Here is an 18,651-nt window from a genome sequence, read left to right on the forward strand (position 1 = left end):
TCGATGGAGGGGGAACGGTGCACGCTGTCGATCGCCAGCGTCGCCTGCAACGCGCAGTTCGCGCAACCCGCCCGAGCAGCGGGCATGTCCTCCAGCGACGCGTCCGTCACCCTTCGGCCTGGCGCGGACGGCGCCAGCGTCACGCAGCGCAGCGCAGCGCCCGACCGGCCGTGGGCCGATGGCCCGCCCTACGCCGGCAGCGGCGCGCCCAGCGCCGGCGGCTGCGGCGCGGTCAGGCGCTCCACCAGCAACTGCTCGATCGCGTCCACGTCGACCTCGCGCACCACCTGCTGCGCCTGTTCGCCCAGGCCCGGCTGGTAGCCCGGCGCCCACGACAGGATGTCGCCGTAGCCGGCGCCGAACTCGGTGTTGGTGTCCACGTACAGGGTCTCGCTGACCGTGGCCAGTTCCGGACGCAGCCACACCGCGGTGGCCAGTTCGTCCCACATCGGGAAGCCGGGTTCGCGCCGGCGCAGCGCATGGCCGATCGGCGTGTCGGCCGCGCTCATCCGCGCCAGCAGCTGCGGGGTCAGTTCGGTAGCGGTGGACGGATCCACCGGCACCATCACCATGCGCCGCCAGGGCGAACGCATCACGATGCTGGCCGCCTCCGGATCCCAGCGGATGTTGAACTCGCGCCGCGGCGAATTGACGAACTCGCGCGCGAACTGCGCCGCCGACACGCTGTCGCGGCGCTGTCGCGGATTGAGGCTGCCGCCCATGTAGACCAGTTCCTTGGCCAGCGAGGCGAACTCCGGATCCAGCCGCTGCGCGAGGGCCAGGTTGGTCAACGGCCCGGTGGCGACGATGCTGACCTCGCCGGGGAACTCACGCACCTTGCGGATCATGAACAGCGCCGCCGGCTCGCTGGCCGCCTGCACCACCGTGGGATTGCCCAGCGGCAGGTCCGGGACCACGTCGTGGGCGTGGTAGCGCGGTGCGCTCTGCACGGTGTCGTGCTCGACCCATTGCCGGGTCCACGCGCCCTTCCACAGCAACTTGCCGTACAGCGCCTCCCAGCGCTCGGTGGCCAGTTCGCTGTTGAGCAGCGGGAACACCGGGCCGGGCAGCACCGGCACCTCGCCGCGCCCGGCGATTTCCAGCAACCGGCGCGTATGCGCCAGCGCCTCGTCGCGCCAGATGTTGCCGCTGACCACCGAGATGCCGAGCACCTCGACCTCCGGCGATTGCAGCAACAGCAGCTGCGCAGGGGTGAAGCCGTCGATGTCGTCCTCGAGGATGACCCGGCGACGCGGGATGGTGGCGGTGCTGGCGGAAGCGATTGGCATGAGGCGGGACAGTGGGTGGCGGAACGGGAAACGGGAAACGACCGGCGCATCGGGCGCGATCGACGTGGAACGACGCGACACGTCGAAACGCGAGCGCCGGCGACGTGCCGCGCGGGCGCTAGGGTAATCCGGTTTGCGCGCACTGCCACGCACGACGAGGCGCTGCCGGGTCGCGCCCGTGCCATTCGTGACGCGCTCGCGCGCGTCCGCCGGGGGCAGCCGCGTAAACTTGCGTGGCCGCAACCGAACCAGGGAAGGACCGCATGCACGAACGAACCGACCGAACCGAGCAAGCGCCTGCGCGCGCACAGGCGCGCGTGCCGTTGCTGGTCCGCACGACCTCTCCGGCGCACTTCCTGCTGGCGCTGCTGCTCGGCGCCAGCCTGCAGCACGCGCTACCACTCCCGCTGCCGCAGGGCGCCGCGCTGGCCTGGCTGCAACTGGGCGGCGGCGTGGTCGCGCTCGCCGGCCTGCTGCTGGCGTGCTGGTGCTTCGTGCTGTTCGCGCGCGACCGCACCACCCTGCTGCCCGAGCGCGCGCCCTCGCACCTGGTCTGCCACGGCCCCTACCGGCTGACCCGCAACCCGATGTACGTCAGCCTGACCCTGAGCTACCTCGGCTTGAGCGTGCAGATCGGCTGGCCGTGGTCGGCGCTGTTGCTGCCCTTGCCGTTGCTGGCCTTGCAGTGGGTGGTGATCCCCTACGAGGAAGCGCGCCTGCGCGAGCGCTTCGGCAGCGCCTATGCGCGCTACTGCGCGCAGGTCGCGCGCTGGCTGTAGCCACCGGCCGGGCCGGCACGCCTCAGCGTGTCAGCCACCAGGCCGCCGCCGCGGCCAGCAGCAGCGCCAGCAGCACCCAACGCCAGGCCCCGCCGCGGTCGCCGGCGGCCACGGTCGAGGCGGCACCCAGCGTCGGCGCCGAGCGCAGATGCCGCTGCACCATCTCCAGCGCCTCGCGCAGCGACATGTCCGGATACTGCTCGAACACCAGCTTGGCGGCCTTGCGCCGCTCGCCGCGACGCAGCGCCAGTTCCGCCGCCGGTGGCAGGCGCCGTTCCTCGGTCGGCGTTTGCGCCGGGGCCGACGTTGCCGGTATCGCGCCTGCCGCGGCAGCGGACGCGTGGCGGTCGAGCAACTCCGTCACCGAGCGCGCCGCACCGGCCAGCAGCCAGGCATCGACCTGCTCCTTCGCGCTGCGCAGGTCCATGCCGCTGTGCGCGCGCAGCAGCTTGATCGCCTTGATGATCTGGCCCTGGGCGAGGGCCTCGGCGACCTGTGGCGGCGGCGGGTTCGGGTTCATGTCGCAGGTGCTGAGATGGAGGCGCGTCAGTCTTGCCGCTGGCCGGTTAAGCGGCCGTGGCAACGCGCGGCGGCGGTGGAAACACCCTCACGCATCCATCATTCGGCTCCCCTAAAGATCGGCGCATGAAGATCGAAATCTGGCAAGGCGACATCACCCAGCTCGACGTGGACGCGATCGTCAACGCCGCCAATGAGTCCCTGCTCGGCGGCGGCGGTGTGGACGGCGCCATCCACCGTGCCGCCGGCCCGGACCTGCTGGAAGAATGCCGGCGCCTGCCCGAACTCAAGCCGGGCGTGCGCTGCCCGGTCGGCGAGGTGCGCGCCACCGCGGGCCATCGGCTCAAGGCGCTGCATGTGCTGCATACCGTCGGGCCAGTGTGGCGCGACGGCGCCCACAACGAACCGGCCCTGCTCGCCAACTGCTACTGGCGCACCCTGCGCCTGGCCGAACAGATGGGCCTGCACTCGGTGGCGTTCCCGGCGATCAGCTGCGGCGTCTACGGCTACCCGCTGCACCAGGCCGCGCGCATTGCGGTCGCCGAAACCGACGCCTGGCAGCGCGCGCACGCGGTGCCGAAGCGGATCATCCTGGTGGCCTACAACGACGCCACCGCCAAGGCGTATCGGCAGGCGCTGCGCGACGCGCAGTGCGCCACCGCCGCCTGAGCGCCCGTTCGCTGGCAGCACCGCGCCAGACATGGGCACCTGGCCTGCGACGGGCGTAGGCTGCCTCGGATTCCAGGCATCTGCTCACTGATTGACGTTGCGGGGCGTCGCGGGGTGTCGGTGTTTCCCCGACACCGTGTCGGGGGACGCCGCAAAGAGTGATTGCGCGCTCAGATTTGCTCAGATTGGTCTGCGGCGGGAAGGCTACAGTGCGCGAGCCTCAATCCTAACGCCGCCTTAACATCATGACGATCTCCTGCCGCCCGCGCCCAAGCACGCTGGCGAATGCGCTGTTTGCGCTCCCGTGGGCCGCCGGCCTGGCCTTGACCCTGACCTGCGCGACGGCACTTGCCCAGGAGGCCGCCGCGGCCGCCGGCACCACCACCGACGCGGCGGCGCCGATCGCAGTGCAGGCGATCCGGGTGACCGGGGTCGGCGCGCATCCGCGCGAGCGGATCGACCCGGCGCGCCTGCAGGCCCTGGCCGACGCCCGCCTGCGCGCGCTCGGCGGCGGCACGCTGCCGGCCCGGCTCAGCTTCGCGCAGCTGCAGCAGATCGCCGACACGCTGACCCAGGCCTATCGCGACGCCGGCTTCCTGGTCGCCCGCGCGTATCTGCCGGTGCAGACCCTGGGGCCGGACCAGGTGGTCGAGATCCGCGTGGTCGAGGGCCGGGTCGGCAAGATCACCGTCGAGGGCGCGCGCCGCTACGACGACCGCCTGATCGCCAGCCCTGCCCTGGCCCTGCAGGGCCAGATCCTGCGTCAGCAGGATCTGCAGTCGGCGCTGCTGTATGCCCGCGACCTGCCCGGCGTTTCCGCCACCTCCGTGCTCAAGCCCGGCGCCAACCCCGGCGAGACCGACGTGGTGATCCAGGCGCGCGAGGAGCGGCCGCTGCAGGTCAGCGTCGGCGCCAGCAACTACGGCACCCCGAGCATCGGCCGCTACCGCGCCCAGGTGGGTGTGGACTGGAACAACCCGCTGGGCCTGGGCGACCACCTGTCCGCCAGCTACGCCTATGCGCTGGATCCGGCCAATACCTGGCAGGGCAGCCTCGCCTACCAGGTGCCGATCGCCGGCGTCGACGGCCTCAGCGCCAGCGCGTCGTACACGCGCAGCGTGGTCAACCTCGAAAACGGCGCGTTCGCCGCGCTCGACATCCAGGGCCCGACCCAGCAGAGCGCGCTGGGCCTGGACTGGAAGTTCGTCAATTCCGATGCCTGGCGCGTGCAGAGCTGGCTGCACCTGGTCAAGGAAAGCTCGCGCCTGCAGGGCCTGGGCGTGCTGTTGTCCAAGCAGAAATTCGACGTGGCCGAACTCGGCACCAGCGTGCGCCACGACGACCGCCGGCTCCACGCCATCGACCTGCTGCAGCTCAGCGTGCGCGGCGCGCTCGACGACGATTCGCCGCAGACCGACTACCTGTACGCCCGCCACGACCGCCACTTCACCGTCGCGCGCCTGAGCTACACCCGGCTGCAGGGGCTGACCGCCACGCAGCGGCTGCAGCTGCGCGTCAACGGCCAGTACAGCGACGACACCCTGACCCCGCTGGAACAGTTCTCGCTGGGCGGACCGACCAGCGTGCGCGCCTTCCCGCTCGGCGCCGCGCTCGGCGACCGCGGCTTCGATTCCGGCCTGGAGTACCAGGTGGACGCACCGGGCTTCGCCAGCGCCGCCTCGCCGTTCGGCGGCCGCGCCTGGGGCCAGCTGCTGACCGCCAGCGTGTTCTACGACTACGGCCGGGTCTACCCGAACGGCGCCAACCGCGCGGTGTACGACAGCGTCACCACCTTCGAGGGAGCCGGCGTCGGCCTCAGCTTCCGGCTGCCCGACTGGTACGGGCTCTCGTTCGATGTGGCCGCGGCCAAGCCCACCGGCACCACCAAGCCGGGCGACGGCAAGGATGTGCGCTACTGGGCCCGCTTCGGCCTGACCTTCTGACCTGGGGATCCCAATGAACCGCATCTACCGCCTCGTCTTCAATCGCCACCTCGGCGTGCTCCAGGTCGCTTCCGAAGTCGCCGCCGGCCACGTCGGCGCGACCGGCTCCGGCGTGGCGCGCCTGGCCGCGCCGCTGCTGCCCTTCGCCCTGGCCTGTGCACTGGCTGCACCGGCCTACGCCAGCGGCGTGCCGTCGCTGTCCAGCGCCACCGGCGCCACCGTGTCGCAGAACGGCGGCACGCTGCAGATCGACCAGAACGCCGCCAAGGCGGTGCTGAACTGGAACAGCTTCAACGTCGGCAAGGACGCCAGCGTGGTGTTCGTGCAGCCGTCCAGCTCGGCGGTGGCGCTCAACCTGATCGACGCCAGCCGCGGCGCCAGCGTCATCGACGGCAGCCTGCGCGCCAACGGCAACGTGTTCCTGATCAACTCCGCCGGCATCCTGTTCGGCAACCACGCGCAGGTGAACGTCGGCGGCCTGGTCGCCAGTTCGCTGGGCCTGGCCGGCGACGACGCGCACGGCTACCTGCTCGCACGCGGCGACCATGGCGCTGCCAGCGTGGTCAACCAGGGCAGCATCAACGCCGGCAACGGCGGCTCGGTGAACCTGGTCGGCAACCATGTCGACAACCGCGGCAGCATCACCGCCGACGGCGGCGCCATCCGCCTGCTGTCCGCTGACCAGGTCAAGGTGACCATGGACGCGGCCGGCGCGATCGGCATGCAGGTGGTCGCGGCCGCCAGCCAGTCGGTGGACGGCGCCGCGGCAACGGTGGAGAACAGCGGCACCCTGCGCGCCAATGGCGGGCAGATCCTGCTGCAGGCCGGCAGCACCGGGTTGTCGCAGTTGCTGGTCAACAATACCGGCACGCTCGAAGCCACCGGCATCGACACCTCCGGCGGCAGCGTGCGCCTGATCGGCAGCGGCGGCGACGTGGCCAGCAGCGGCCGCATCGATGTCTCCGGTACGCAGGGCGGTAGCGTGCAACTGCTGTCCGATGGCGCGGTGAACGTCGCTGGCCGCATCGATGCCCGCGGCAGCGCGGCCGGCGGCAGCATCCGCATCGGCGGCGGCTACCAGGGCGGCGAACAGTTGCAACACGCCAGCGCGGCCACCGTCGCCAGCGGCGCGACGCTCGACGCCAGCGCGACCGGCCAGGGCAACGGCGGCTCGATCGTGGTCTGGTCCGACGGCCACACCGCGGTGCACGGTGCGCTGCATGCCGACGCCGCCGGCAGCGGCAACGGCGGCCTGCTCGAAACCAGCGGCCACACCGTCGATTTTTCCGGCATCGCCGTCGGCGCCAAGGGCGCCGGCCCCGGCAGCGCCGGCACCTGGCTGGTCGACCCGGAAGACCTGACCGTGGACAGCGCGGCCGCCAGCACCATCAGCGGCGCGTTGAACGGCGGCACCAACGTCAGCCTGATCGCCTCCATCACCAACGCCAGCGGTCCGGGCAACGTGAGCAACGGCAGCGGCGACATCAACGTCAATGCGGCGATCGGCTGGAGCGGCAACTCCACGCTGACCCTGGACGCGTACCACAGCATCCACCTCAATGCGGCCGTCACCGCGACCGGCGACACGGCCGGCCTGGTCCTGAACTACGGCGGCTACACCGACAACGGCACCGTCGGCGGCACGGGCGACTACTACGTCAACACCCCCGTCTCGCTCGGAGGCGCGCATGCCAGCCTGAGCATCAACGGACAGGCGTACCGGCTGATCCACTCGCTGGCCGACGCGGCCACCTATTTCAGCACCCCTGGCTCCTACGCACTGGCCCAGGACATCGACCTGAGCGGCGTCACCCGCAGCAGCGCCCTGGTCTCCTCCTTCCAAAGCAAGCTGGCCGGCCTGGGCCACAGCATCAACAACCTGACCATCTCCGGCGCCAGCGGCTACGTCGGCCTGTTCGGCACCACCAGCAGCAACAGCGTCATCCGCGACCTGCACCTGGGCAATGTGTCCATCTCCGGCGGCTATTACGTCGGCGGCCTGGTCGGCTACGGCCAGGGCGCGATCAAGAACGTCACCGTCGACGGCAGCGTGACCGGAACCTCGGGCGGCGTTGGCGGAGTGACCGGCTACAACCTGGGCTTGATCGACGGCAGCGCGTTCGCCGGCAGCGTCAACGGCCAAAGCGCGGTCGGCGGCTTGGTGGGCAACAACGTCAGCGGCACGATCCGCAACAGCCACAGCACAGGCAGCGTGCTCGGCAGTTCCTCCAACACCGGCGGCCTGGTCGGCTACAACGACGGCGGCAGCCTCACCAACACGTACTCCACCAGCAACGTGAGCGGCACCAGCTATGTCGGCGGGCTGGCCGGAACCAACCAGAACGCCGGCACGATCAAGAACAGCTATGCCAGCGGCAGCGTCATCGGTACCAGTTCCATGGTCGGCGGGCTGGTCGGCATGAACTACCAGAGCACCATCGCCAATACCTACGCCACCGGCAGCGTCACCGCGCCGACCTCGGTCGGCGGACTGGTGGGCGTCAACAATCCGGGGGGCGCGGCCGTCACCTCCGCCAGCGTCAGCAACAGCTACGCCACTGGCGCGGTCAGCGGCACCAACAATGTCGGTGGGTTGATCGGCTCCAATGCGGGCAGCGTCAGCAATGCGTCGTGGGACGTCGGCAGTACCGGCCAGGCCAATGCCATCAGCAGCGGCGGCGGCGGCAGCGCCACCAACCTGACCAGCTTCGGCAGCGGCAACCGCTACAACCACGCCACGTACGGCAATCTCGGCACCTGGGCGCTGCTCGCCGGCACCAGCAATGTCTATGTCGCCAGCGACGGCAACGGCAACCCGGCCTGGATCATGATCGAAGGGCAGACGCGCCCGTTCCTGGCCAGCGAGTACAGCACCATCATCGGCAACGCGCACCAGTTGCAGCTGATGGCGTACAACATGGCGGCCAACTACAGCCTGTCCGCCGACATCGATGCCAGCCAGACCGCCGGCAGCAACGCCAGCGGCATGTGGAGCAGCGCCGGCTTCAGCCCGGTCGGCGACAGCAACAACGCCTTCACCGGCAGCCTCAACGGCGCGAACCGCACGATCTCCGGGCTCACCATCGCCCGCAGCGGCGCGTCCTACGTCGGCCTGTTCGGCAATACCGGCGCCGCCAGCCAGATCGGCAATCTCGCCCTGACCGGCGCCACTGTCACCGGTACCGCATACGTGGGCGGCATCGCCGGCTTCAATGCCGGCACCCTCAGCGGCATCCGCGTCAACGGCAGCATGAGCGGCACCGGCAACTTCATCGGCGGCCTGGCCGGCTACAACAACGCCGGGACGATCGCCGGCGTGCAGACCAGCGGCAGCGTGGTCGGCAGCGGCGGCCCCTACAGCGGCAACTATGTCGGCGGGCTGATCGGCAGCAATGCCAACGGCACGATCAGCGCCTCGTCCTCGTCGAGCACGGTGTCCGGCGGCAGCAGCGTCGGCGGCCTGGTCGGCAACGACTACCAGGGCAGCTATACCAACGCCTTCGCCACCGGCAACGTCAGCAGCACCAGCACCACCACCGGCAACAACGTCGGCGGACTGATCGGCAACGCTATCCAGAGCACCCTGCAGAACGTCCACGCCACCGGCAATGTCACCGCGACCACCTCGAGCGCTGGCGGCCTGGTCGGCATGGCCGGCGCCGGCAGCATCCAGAACGCGTATGCCAGCGGCAACGTATCGGGAACCCAGAGCATCGGCGGCCTGGTCGGACGCAGTTCCGCCGCGATCGACACGGCCTATGCGACCGGCGGGGTGATCGGCACCTCGTCCGAGATCGGCGGCCTGGTGGGGACCCTGGACCACGGCAGCCTCGCGTCGACCCATGCCACCGGCACCGTCTCCGGCGGCAGCTTCGTCGGCGGACTGGTCGGCTACAGCGACACCGGCAGCGTGAGCGCGTCCTACGCCACCGGCGCCGTGTCCGGGACCAACTACCTCGGCGGGCTGATCGGCTACAACGACGGCGGCGCCATCGGCAATGCCTACGCCACCGGCAACGTATCCGGCAGCATGTATGTCGCCGGGCTGGCCGGCTACAACGACAACGGCACCATCGCCAACACCTACGCCAGCGGCGATGCCACCGGCACGGCGTATGTCGGCGGACTGGTCGGCGTCAACTACAACAACACCGTGCGCAACTCCTACGCCACCGGCAACGTTTCCGGCACTGGCGCGGTCGGCGGCCTGGTCGGCTCCAATTCCAACGGCAGCATCGTCGCCAGCTTCTTCGCCACCGACATGGGCGGCAATCCGCGGAACGTGGGTCTGAACACGGCAGGCAACAGCGTCGGCACCATCGACGCGATCAGCGGCGGCAGGTCGTGGAGCGCGCTGAACACGCTCTCCACCTTCACCGATGCCGGCTGGGCGATCGACGATCGCGGCGGTACCGGCCTGACCTGGCGCCTGTACGAACACATGGGCACGCCGCTGCTGCGCAGCTTCCTGACCCCGCTGACGATCAGCAGCAGCGTCTCCGGCCTCGACAAGACCTACGACGGCAACGGCGTCAGCGGTACGCTCGCGTCCTACACGGTCGGCGGCGCCTTCGACCCCAGCCTGCTGTTCGGATCGTCGCTGCGCTACGCGACCGCCGGCAATGGCGTCGGCAGCTACACCACCGGCAACGGCACGCTGCAGATCGGTGGCCTGGCGTCCTCGCAGCAGGGCTACGACATCGGCTACGTGGTCTCCGGCGGCATCGCCATCACCCCGGCGACGCTGACGGTGACGGCGACCTCCGGCTCCAAGACCTACGGCGGCACCGCCAACCTCAGCGGCTACAACGTCGCGGGCCTGTTCGGCAACGACACGGTGTCCGGCGTCGCGCTGAGCAGCGCGGGCGCGGGCAGCGGCGCCGCGGTGGGCAACTACGCCATCACCGCCTCCGGCGCCACCGGCGCAGGGCTGTCCAACTACGTCATCACCTATGTCGACGGCAGCCTGCGCGTCGATCCGGCCACGCTGCGCATCGTCGCCAGCGACGCCAGCAAGACCTACGGCGGCACCGCCACCCTCAGCGGCTACAGCGTCGCCGGTCTGCTCAACGGCGACACCGTCTCCGGCGTGGCTCTGGGCAGTGCGGGCGCCGGCGCCGGTGCCGCAGTGGGCAACTACGCCATCACCGCGTCCGGCGCCAGCGGCGCAGGGCTGTCCAACTACGTCATCACCTACGTCGATGGCAGCCTGCGCGTCGATCCGGCCACCCTGCGCATCGTCGCCAGCGACGCCAGCAAGACCTACGGCGGCACCGCCACCCTCAGCGGCTACAGCGTCGCCGGTCTGCGCAACGGCGACACCGTCTCCGGCGTAGCGCTGGGCAGTGCGGGCGCCGGCGCCGGTGCCGCGGTGGGCAACTACGCCATCACCGCCTCCGGCGCCAGCGGCGCAGGGCTGTCCAACTACGTCATCAGCTACGTCGATGGCAGCCTGCGCGTTGATCCGGCCAACCTACGCATCGTCGCCAGCGACGCCAGCAAGACCGTCGGCAGTACCGCCACCCTGACCGGCTACCGCGTCTCCGGCCTGCTCAACAGCGACACCGTTTCCGGCGTCGCCCTGAATAGCGACGGCGCCGGCAGCGGCGCGGCGGTCGGTAACTACGCCATCACCGCCTCCGGCGCCACCGGTGCAGGGCTGTCCAACTACGCCATCACCTATGTCGATGGTCTGTTGAACGTGGTCGCCGGCAGCGGCGATGGCGGCGGTAGCGGCATCCAGTTGCCCACCACGACCGTGCAGGCGATCAATACCTCGGTCGCCGCCGCCACCGTGACCAGCGATGCAGGCAGCACGCCCGAGGCGAGTCCGCAACAGGCCGACGAAACGGCGCGGGAGCTGGCCGCCGCGGCACGCACCGGCAGCAGCGGTACGGTGACGGCCGCCACCGACTCGATCCTGATCGTCGACGGCGGCATTCGCGCCCCGGCCGTCGCCTGCAGCCCGGGCGCGTCGGACGCCTCCGCGGACAGCTGCATCATCCGGCAGTAACCGGGAACCACCTGACGGCACCGCGCGGCGGTGTCGTCAGGTCACCGCGCTGCCTTCCTCGCCGGCCAAGGCGGCCGCGCCAGGCGCTCTACGATCGTGAGACCGGGCGCAGCCGCGCCCGGTCGTTTTTGCTGCGGGCGCAGGCCGCGCATCGAGAGACGCGCGTGCGCATAGATCAGCCATCGCTTGGCGGCGGCAACCGCGGCAACGCGCGCTGTCCATCCGGCCGACGCGGCAGCAGCAACACGAAGCAGACCGATTCGTCCGGCGCCTGCGTGGCCAGCTGCACCGAGCCGCCAAGCCGCTCCGCGATCCGCCGGACCAGATACAGGCCGAGCCCCGCGCCCGGCGCATCCTGCGCGTTCTCGCCGCGGTAGTACTTCTGGAACAGCCGCGCCTGTTCGGCGGGCGCAATGCCTTGGCCGGGGTTGGCGACCTCCAGCCGCAGGCCTTCGCCAGTGCTGCGCACGCGCACGCGGATGGCCATGTCCTCTGGGCAATGGCGGTCGGCATTGGCGATCAGATTGCGCAATGCCACGCGCAACAGCCCGGCATCGGTGAGCAGGCCGTCGTCGTCGGTGAGGATCTCGCAGACCACGCGCTGCGGCGGAAAATCCCGGCACAACTCCTCCAGCAGCGTGCGCAGCGCACACGGCCGCAGCCGCAGTTCCGATGCCGCCTCGCCCATGCGGTCGTCGGCGAGATACTCGTCCACCAGCGCCAGCAGCCGTTGCGCGGCATCGCGGATGTTGCCGCACCGCGCGCGGTTGCGTTCCGGCGGCGCATCCAGCTTGCGCGCCAGCTGCTGCGCCGACGTCATGATCACCGCCAGGGGCGTGCGGAACTCGTGCGACACCATCGCGACGAAATCGCGTTGGTCCTGCGCGACCTGGCGTTCGGTCTGCAGCAAGGCGCGCAAGTCGTCCTCCAGCGCCTGCCGCCGGTTGATCTCGTTGCGCAACTCGGCGGTGCGCAGCGTCACTTCGTGCTCCAGCGCCTGGCCGTGCCTGCGCGCCAGCTTCACCGCGGCATCGGCGTGCCGCCGTTCGCGCAGCCGGCGCTGCCGCTCGTAACGGCCGATGAGGGCCACGCTCAGCAGCGTCATGTGCAGCATGGTGCCGAACGTGGTGGCGTACTGGGTCCAGGCATTGACCGGGACGAAGCCGAGGTTGCGCAGGAACCCCAGCATCACCCCGAGGTAGAACGGAAAGAACGCGAGCACGAAGAACCGCGCCGGCCGATAGCGGCGCCACAGCAGGTGCAGCCCCAGCCCCGCCAGCAGCAGGATCTCCAGCAGGCCCAGCGCCTGCACCGGTTGCATGCCCCAGGCGTAGTGGCCGGCGAGCACGGCCACCGCGCCGGCAAGCGCGACCGACCACAGCGCGCGCGTGCCCCAGCGCACCAGTTGCGGATGAAAGGCGCGCAGGTTCAGTTGCCGGCAGGCGACCTGGAATCCCACCGGCAGGCTGCAGGCGATGCTGATGCCCAGCAGCGTGTCGCTCCACGCCATCGGCATGCCGGTGACCTGCTGTACCAGGCCGATCGACAATGCCTCGTTGAGCACGCAGCCGCCAAGGTAGGCCACGAACAGGCCACTCATGCGCGCGCGCGTGGCGAGCCAGAACAGCACGTGCAGGCATAGCAGCAGCAGGTAGAAGCCGAAATACAGGCCGAACTGCAGTCCTTCGCGCCGCGACTGGTTGTCGAACGGCAGCCGTTGCCACACGTCCAGACGGGTGACCATCGCGTTCTTGCTGCGCAACCGCAGCAGCACCTCGTAATCGCCCGCATGCGTTGGCGCAAACTGGAAGACCGGGCTGCGGTAATCCACCGGCCATTCGCGTCGCGGCAGGCGCTCGCCGCTCTCCCCGAGCGCCTGCCAGGCGCCACCGGTGGGACGCACATAGGCCTGCACGTCATCGAGCAAGGCATTGCTCAATCGCAGCATCCAACCGCCCGGCGGTACACTTTCGACATGAACAGGCAGACGCAGCCACACGGCACCGTCGGCGAATCCCGCGTTGAGGCCGGCGGGCAGCCGCGTCCAGCCGCCCGCAGCGGCGGCCTGCGTGGCGTCGAGTCGGCCGTGCGGATCGTCCAGGCGCTGCAAGTATCCGCTCGCATCGTGGTGCGCGGAACTCAGCGGCAGCGCCGCGGCCGGGGATGGCGCCGGCTCGGCGGCCACGCACACGCCCATTGCCGCCACGAGCCATGCGCTCACCAGCCAGCGCCACCATTGCGCCATCATTCGCCATACCGCACCGTTGCCAGCCGATGACGTTACAGCAAACCGCCCTGCGCGAGGACGCGACTCCATGTCCGAAGTGATCCTGCTCGAGGACGAGCCGGTGCTGTGCGAGGAACTCGGCGAGTTCCTGCAGGATCTGGGCTATATCGCCGTCTGCGTGGACAGCATCGCCGGCTTCCGGCAACGATTCGATCCGGCGCGCCACACCATGGCCGTCATCGACGTGGGCCTTCCCGATGGCAGCGGCCTGGAGTTGATCCGCGAGCTGCGCCGCGCCGGTCATCGGCTGGGCATCGTGGTGTTCAGCGCGCGCAATACCGCCAGCGATCGCATCGCCGGGCTGGAGTTCGGCGCGGATCACTATCTGGGCAAGGGCATCGACCTGGACGAGCTGGCCGCGACCCTGGCCGCGCTCGGCCGCCGCCTGGCGCTGCCGCCACCGGCGGCGCGCTGGGTGCTGGAATTGGCCGCCGCCCGCCTGAACGTGCCCAACGCACCGCCGGTGCCGCTGTCGCGCCAGGATCTGCTGGTGCTGGCGTGCCTGATGCGCCATGCCGGCGAGAGCGTGGGCCACCGCGAGATCGCCGACGCGCTGGGGGTGAACTTCCTCGAGTACGACCGGCGCCGGCTGGACACGCAGATGTACCGCTTGCGGCGCCGCGTGGAGGAGATCAGTGGGCGCCCGCTGCCGGTGAAGACCTTGCGCAACAGTGGCTATCGCTTCCACGCGCCGGCGGCGTTGGCACCCTGAGCACAATGCTGCGCGGCGCGTGGCCTATGTTTTATGCGCCCCCCGGAGACTGCATCCGCGATGCGGCAATGCCTATGCGGGCATCCGCAAGACGATGGACCCCAAAACGAAAAACGCCGGCAATGCCGGCGTTCTTCGTAAGCGGTGTCAGGGCACTCAGCCCTGCCACTTGCCCAGCGCGGCCAGGCCGTTTTCCTTGGCGCGCTCGTACACCACCTGCTGCGCCTTGGCGAAATTGCCCTTCATGTCCTGCGCCCACAGCTTCAGCGCGGCCTGCTGCATGGCGCGGCCGTAGGAGAAGCTCAGCGGCCACGGCAGGTTGCCGAGCTGGTTCATCGCGTTGAGGTGCGCGGTGGACTGCTCGTCGGTCTGGCCGCCGGACAGGAACACGATGCCCGGCAGGATCGCCGGCACGGTGCTCTTGAGGCACATCACGGTGGACTCGGCCACTTCCTCGACGCTGGCCTGCTCGTCGCAGTCCTTGCCGGCGATGACCATCGAGGCCTTGAGGATGGTGCCTTCCAAGACCACGTTCTGCTCGTACAGCGCGCCGAACAGCGAACGCAGGGTGGCTTCGGTCACTTCGTAGCAGGTCTCGATGTCGTGGTCGCCGTCCATCAGCACTTCCGGCTCGACCATCGGCACCAGGCCCTGCTCCTGGCACAGCGCGGCATAGCGGGCCAGCGCATGCGCGTTGGTCTCGATGCACACGCCGGACGGGATGTCCTCGCCGATGGTGATGACCGCACGCCACTTGGCGAAGCGTGCGCCGAGCTTGTAGTACTCCTCCAGGCGCGCGCGCAGGCCGTCCAGGCCTTCGGTGATCAGTTCGCCCGGCATGCCGGCCAGCGGATGCGTGCCCTTGTCGACCTTGATGCCGGGGATGATGCCGTGCTCGGCCATGTACTTGGCGAACGGCACGCCATCCTTGGTCTTCTGGCGGATGGTCTCGTCGTACAGGATCGCGCCGGAAATGTGGTCGCTCAGCTTCGGCGTGGTCAGCAGCAGCTCGCGGTAGGCACGGCGGTTCTCTTCGACATTCTCGATGCCCACGCCGGCGAAGCGCTTGGCGATGGTGCTGGTGGATTCGTCGATCGCGATGATGCCCTTGCCCGGGGCGACCATTGCCTGTGCGGTTTCGGCAAGCTGTTCGATGCTCATACGGTTCCTGATGGCTGCAACGGGGGAACCCCCAGTATACCGGGCCGGCCTGCATGCATTCCGTTACCGCCGGCATTGCAAGCGGTTACAGGCGTAGACCGCGCAGGTTCCCGGCACTTCAGGCAAGCGCATCCGTCATCGCGTCGCACTGCACATGCGCATCGCCTTGCGCTGTCTTGAGCGGTGCTGCGTCCGCGGACGGCGCCTGCGCGGGCGCGTCCTGCGCGGCCGGCAACGCGATGTCGAGCGCATCGAGCAACGGCTGCCAGTCCTCGGCGCTGCGCGCGCGGCGGTGCGCCAGCAACGCGGCATGGCGGCGCAACCCCGGCAACTGCCAGCGCAGTTCGCAACAGACGCGATCGACTTCCTCGGCCGCCTCCGGCGCGGCGATCAGCCACGGCAGTTGCTCGACCATCTTGCCGGCGCCGGAGTCGTGGATGGCCATGATGTAGCCGACGATCAACAGCAGCAGATGCTGCAGGGCCGCGCGTTCGTCCTCGCGCAGGTCGCCGCCGCGCTGCAGGCGCAGGGCTTCGTCGCGCGCCCGCTCCAGGCCGTCGAGCAAGGCCGCCACCCCTTCGCGCAGATGCTGCGGATCGTGCGTCGACGCCGGCTCCGGCGCGCAGTCGCGCAGGCGCTCGCTCAGCAGGTCGACCACCTCGCGCGGGAACTGTCCGGGCACCACGCGCAGCGCGATGCGCATCCGCGCCAGCGCCTGCGCATGGCCCCGCTCGCGCTCGAACAAGCCATCCAGCGCTTCGGCGCAGGAGATCAATCGGCCCAGGGGCGAGAGTACCGACGCACCGACCGGGTAGCCGGAACCATCGATGCGCTCATGATGCTCGCGCGCGGCGGCGGCCTGCTGCGCCGAATACACGCCGGATTCGCCGAGCAGCGCGGCGCTGATCACCGGATGCACGCAATGCATGCGCCACTGCGCGAAATCCTGCTGCGCCTCCGGCAATTCCAGCACCGCCGGATCCACGTACATCTCGCCGAGATCGTGCAGCAGGCCGACCTCAGCGGCCTCGCGCATGGCCGCGTCCGAGCGCGACAGCAGCGCCGCCAGCCAGGCCACCAGCATCGCCACCCGCACCGCGTGCGAGAACGCAGCCGGCCGGGTCTGGCCGAGGGTGGTCAGCAAGGTGCCGGGCGCGCCCAGCGTGCGGGCGCGGGCCAGCGTGGCCAGCACCGGCGACACCTGGTCGCCCAGCAACTGGCGCAGGTGCGGGTGTTCGTCCAGTTCGCGCTGCGCGGCCAGTTGCACTTCGCTCGGGCGCAGCTCCTCGCAGAACGCCAGCGAGGATTCGAGCGGACGCAGCAGGCGCCGCGCGATCAGGCGCTCGCGCAGCCCGGCGTTGATGCGCTGGCCCTTGGCGACCAGCAGAATGCCGCGGCGGTCGCGGATGTCTTCGGTGACCACCAGCTCGCGCGTGGCCGAGGCCTGGATCAGGTGTTCAAGGCAATGCGTGCCGGGGCGTTCGGGCAGGTCCAGCCCGAGTTCGGCGTGCGCGCTTGGGGACGTCATGGGGGTGTCGCACGATCAGGGAACGGGGGCGCCGCGCCGTTCCATGCGCGATCGAACAGGTGTTGCCGACGGCGCGGCGGCCGAAACCGCCGCGCCGCGTCCTTCAGAGCTCGCCCAGGCCGCTGGCGCGGCCGTCCGGGCCGACCTCGAGCAGGCGCAGGGTGTTGGTCGCGCCGTGGGTTTCCATGTGCTCGCCGCTGGTGAACACCACGCGGTCGCCCGGCGCCAGCAGGCCGGCCTCGACCAGCACGCGGATCGCGCCGCGCGCGGCCTCGCGCGGGGTCAGGCCGCGGCTGTCGAAGTTGATCGGGAACACGTCGCGCATCATCGCCATGTGCCGGCGCGCGCCGTCGTGGCGGGTCACCGCGAAGATCGGCGCCTTGGCGCGGAAACGCGACAGGTAGCGCGGGGTGCCGCCGGATTCGGTCATCGCCACGATCGCGCGCACGCCCACGTGCTGGGACAGGAACATCGTGGCCATGGCGATGGCCTGGTCGGCGCGCTCGAGGTTGCGCGGGGCCATGCCGAAGTCGGTCTCGGTCTCGAACTGGCGCTCGGCGCCCAGGCAGATGCGCGCCATCGCCTCGACCGCGCGGATCGGATAGGCGCCGGCGGCGCTCTCGGCCGACAGCATCACCGCGTCGGTGCCGTCGATCACCGAATTGGCCACGTCCAGCACTTCGGCGCGGGTCGGGATCGGGCTCTCCACCATCGACTGCAGCATCTGCGTGGCGGTGATCACCACTTTGTTCTGCGCCAGCGATTCCTTGATGATCTTCTTCTGCAGGCCCGGCAGCTCGGCGTCGCCGATCTCCACGCCCAGGTCGCCGCGCGCGACCATCACCACGTCCGAGGCCTCGACGATCTCGCTGAGGTTCTCGATCGCCTCGGTGCGCTCGATCTTGGACACCAGCGCCGCGTCGCAGCCGTGCGCGCGGGCGATGCGCCGCGCCTCGTTCATGTCCTCGGCGTTGCGGCAGAACGACACCGCGATGAAGTCGACGCCGATCTTGGCGACGATGCCGATCAGTTCCTTGTCACGCTCGGTCAGCGCGCCCAGCGACAGGCCGCCGCCCTGCTTGTTGAGCCCCTTGCGATCGGACAGCACGCCGTCGTTGAGCACGCTGGTGACGATGCGCTCGCCCTGCACTTCGACGACCTTCAACTGCATCAGGCCGTCGTCCAGCAGCAGCACGTCGCCCGGGGCCACGTCCTGCGGCAGGCCCAGGTAGCTGACGCCGACCTGGCTGGCGTCGCCCGGCGCGGCATTGGGGTCGGCGATCAGGTCGAAGCGGTCGCCGAGCTTGAGCGAGACCTTGCCCTGGGCGAAGCGCTCGATGCGGATCTTCGGGCCCGGCAGGTCGGCGAGGATGCCGATCTCGGCACCGACGCGGGCCGCGGCGGCGCGCACTTCGGCGGCGCGCTTGGCCTGGCCCGACGGATCGCCGTGGCTGAAGTTCAACCGCACCACGTTGACGCCGGCGCGGAACAGATCCTCGAGCACGCCCGGCGGGTCGGTGGCAGGACCGAGGGTGGCGAGAATCTTGGTGCGGCGCTGACGTTCGATCATGATGGCATCCTTGGAAAAAGCGCTCAAAGCTAGCACACGCGCCCCTCACACAGCATGGCATTTCGGCATAGACGCACGCGCGGCCCGGCATAGGAAGCGGACAATGCGGGACAGTATGTGGTCATGTCGCGCCAACCAGCGCCGGCCCGCGGGCGCCACAGATGAGATGACATCAGGCCAC

General features: G+C 70.1%; 11 protein-coding genes. 5 read left to right on the plus strand and 6 right to left on the minus strand.

The genetic code is table 11. The features are described from left to right. Positions 1-188: 188 nt before the first annotated feature. A complete protein-coding gene (locus AC1PLR_RS15640) occupies positions 189-1,289 on the minus strand; it encodes a nucleoside hydrolase (protein ID WP_481101581.1) in 1,101 nt (366 codons plus the stop codon). Between the two features lie 263 nt (positions 1,290-1,552). On the opposite strand from AC1PLR_RS15640, the gene AC1PLR_RS15645 reads away from it, so the two are divergent. Beyond that, entirely contained in the window at positions 1,553-2,068 is a 516-nt protein-coding gene (locus tag AC1PLR_RS15645; RefSeq protein ID WP_481101582.1) for a methyltransferase family protein, read from the plus strand. Between the two features lie 22 nt (positions 2,069-2,090). Here the strand turns inward: AC1PLR_RS15645 and AC1PLR_RS15650 are convergent, their stop codons facing one another. Beyond that, the gene (locus AC1PLR_RS15650) at positions 2,091-2,588 is read right to left on the minus strand and encodes a hypothetical protein (protein ID WP_481101583.1); all 498 of its coding nucleotides are present in this window, start codon (positions 2,586-2,588) and stop codon (positions 2,091-2,093) included. Positions 2,589-2,713: 125 nt separating this feature from the next. Between AC1PLR_RS15650 and AC1PLR_RS15655 the strand changes: the two genes are divergently transcribed. The 3 genes from AC1PLR_RS15655 (at position 2,714) to AC1PLR_RS15665 (ending at position 11,212) form a co-directional block, all read left to right on the plus strand. Continuing rightward, on the plus strand, positions 2,714-3,256 hold the full coding sequence (locus AC1PLR_RS15655) for an O-acetyl-ADP-ribose deacetylase (protein WP_481101584.1): 543 nt from the start codon (positions 2,714-2,716) through the stop codon (positions 3,254-3,256). Between the two features lie 245 nt (positions 3,257-3,501). Then, positions 3,502-5,199: a ShlB/FhaC/HecB family hemolysin secretion/activation protein gene (locus AC1PLR_RS15660; RefSeq protein ID WP_481101585.1), complete on the plus strand. Its 1,698-nt coding sequence runs from the start codon at positions 3,502-3,504 to the stop codon at positions 5,197-5,199. Between the two features lie 13 nt (positions 5,200-5,212). Continuing rightward, positions 5,213-11,212: an MBG domain-containing protein gene (locus AC1PLR_RS15665; protein WP_481101586.1), complete on the plus strand. Its 6,000-nt coding sequence runs from the start codon at positions 5,213-5,215 to the stop codon at positions 11,210-11,212. Positions 11,213-11,387: 175 nt separating this feature from the next. Here AC1PLR_RS15665 and AC1PLR_RS15670 read toward each other — a convergent pair whose 3' ends face one another. Next, positions 11,388-13,433 carry a sensor histidine kinase gene (locus AC1PLR_RS15670; RefSeq protein ID WP_420007635.1) on the minus strand — a complete coding sequence of 682 codons (2,046 nt, stop codon included), beginning with the start codon at positions 13,431-13,433 and terminating at the stop codon, positions 11,388-11,390. A 94-nt stretch (positions 13,434-13,527) separates the two neighbouring features. Between AC1PLR_RS15670 and AC1PLR_RS15675 the strand changes: the two genes are divergently transcribed. Next, positions 13,528-14,211, plus strand: coding sequence for a response regulator transcription factor (locus AC1PLR_RS15675; protein WP_420007636.1), 684 nt, complete (start codon positions 13,528-13,530; stop codon positions 14,209-14,211). A gap of 156 nt (positions 14,212-14,367) precedes the next feature. Here the strand turns inward: AC1PLR_RS15675 and AC1PLR_RS15680 are convergent, their stop codons facing one another. From AC1PLR_RS15680 to pyk, 3 genes are all read right to left on the minus strand, one after another. Continuing rightward, entirely contained in the window at positions 14,368-15,372 is a 1,005-nt protein-coding gene (locus AC1PLR_RS15680; RefSeq protein ID WP_010341500.1) for a class I fructose-bisphosphate aldolase, read from the minus strand. Positions 15,373-15,490: 118 nt separating this feature from the next. Beyond that, positions 15,491-16,900 (minus strand): HD-GYP domain-containing protein, encoded by a 1,410-nt coding sequence (locus AC1PLR_RS15685; protein ID WP_481101587.1) that lies wholly within the window; start codon positions 16,898-16,900, stop codon positions 15,491-15,493. Positions 16,901-17,003: 103 nt separating this feature from the next. Further along, entirely contained in the window at positions 17,004-18,470 is a 1,467-nt protein-coding gene (gene pyk / locus AC1PLR_RS15690; protein ID WP_010341498.1) for a pyruvate kinase, read from the minus strand. Positions 18,471-18,651: the final 181 nt, after the last annotated feature.

The sequence above is a fragment of the Xanthomonas sp. NCPPB 3570 genome, from assembly GCF_056725115.1.

Excerpts from the sequence above, each read along its gene's own strand:
- AC1PLR_RS15640 (WP_481101581.1), bottom strand. The coding sequence starts at position 1,289 with ATGCCAATCGCTTCCGCCAGCACCGCCACCATCCCGCGTCGCCGGGTC.
- AC1PLR_RS15645 (WP_481101582.1), top strand. The coding sequence starts at position 1,553 with ATGCACGAACGAACCGACCGAACCGAGCAAGCGCCTGCGCGCGCACAG.
- AC1PLR_RS15650 (WP_481101583.1), bottom strand. The coding sequence starts at position 2,588 with ATGAACCCGAACCCGCCGCCGCCACAGGTCGCCGAGGCCCTCGCCCAG.
- AC1PLR_RS15655 (WP_481101584.1), top strand. The coding sequence starts at position 2,714 with ATGAAGATCGAAATCTGGCAAGGCGACATCACCCAGCTCGACGTGGAC.
- AC1PLR_RS15660 (WP_481101585.1), top strand. The coding sequence starts at position 3,502 with ATGACGATCTCCTGCCGCCCGCGCCCAAGCACGCTGGCGAATGCGCTG.
- AC1PLR_RS15665 (WP_481101586.1), top strand. The coding sequence starts at position 5,213 with ATGAACCGCATCTACCGCCTCGTCTTCAATCGCCACCTCGGCGTGCTC.
- AC1PLR_RS15675 (WP_420007636.1), top strand. The coding sequence starts at position 13,528 with ATGTCCGAAGTGATCCTGCTCGAGGACGAGCCGGTGCTGTGCGAGGAA.
- AC1PLR_RS15680 (WP_010341500.1), bottom strand. The coding sequence starts at position 15,372 with ATGAGCATCGAACAGCTTGCCGAAACCGCACAGGCAATGGTCGCCCCG.
- AC1PLR_RS15685 (WP_481101587.1), bottom strand. The coding sequence starts at position 16,900 with ATGACGTCCCCAAGCGCGCACGCCGAACTCGGGCTGGACCTGCCCGAA.
- pyk (WP_010341498.1), bottom strand. The coding sequence starts at position 18,470 with ATGATCGAACGTCAGCGCCGCACCAAGATTCTCGCCACCCTCGGTCCT.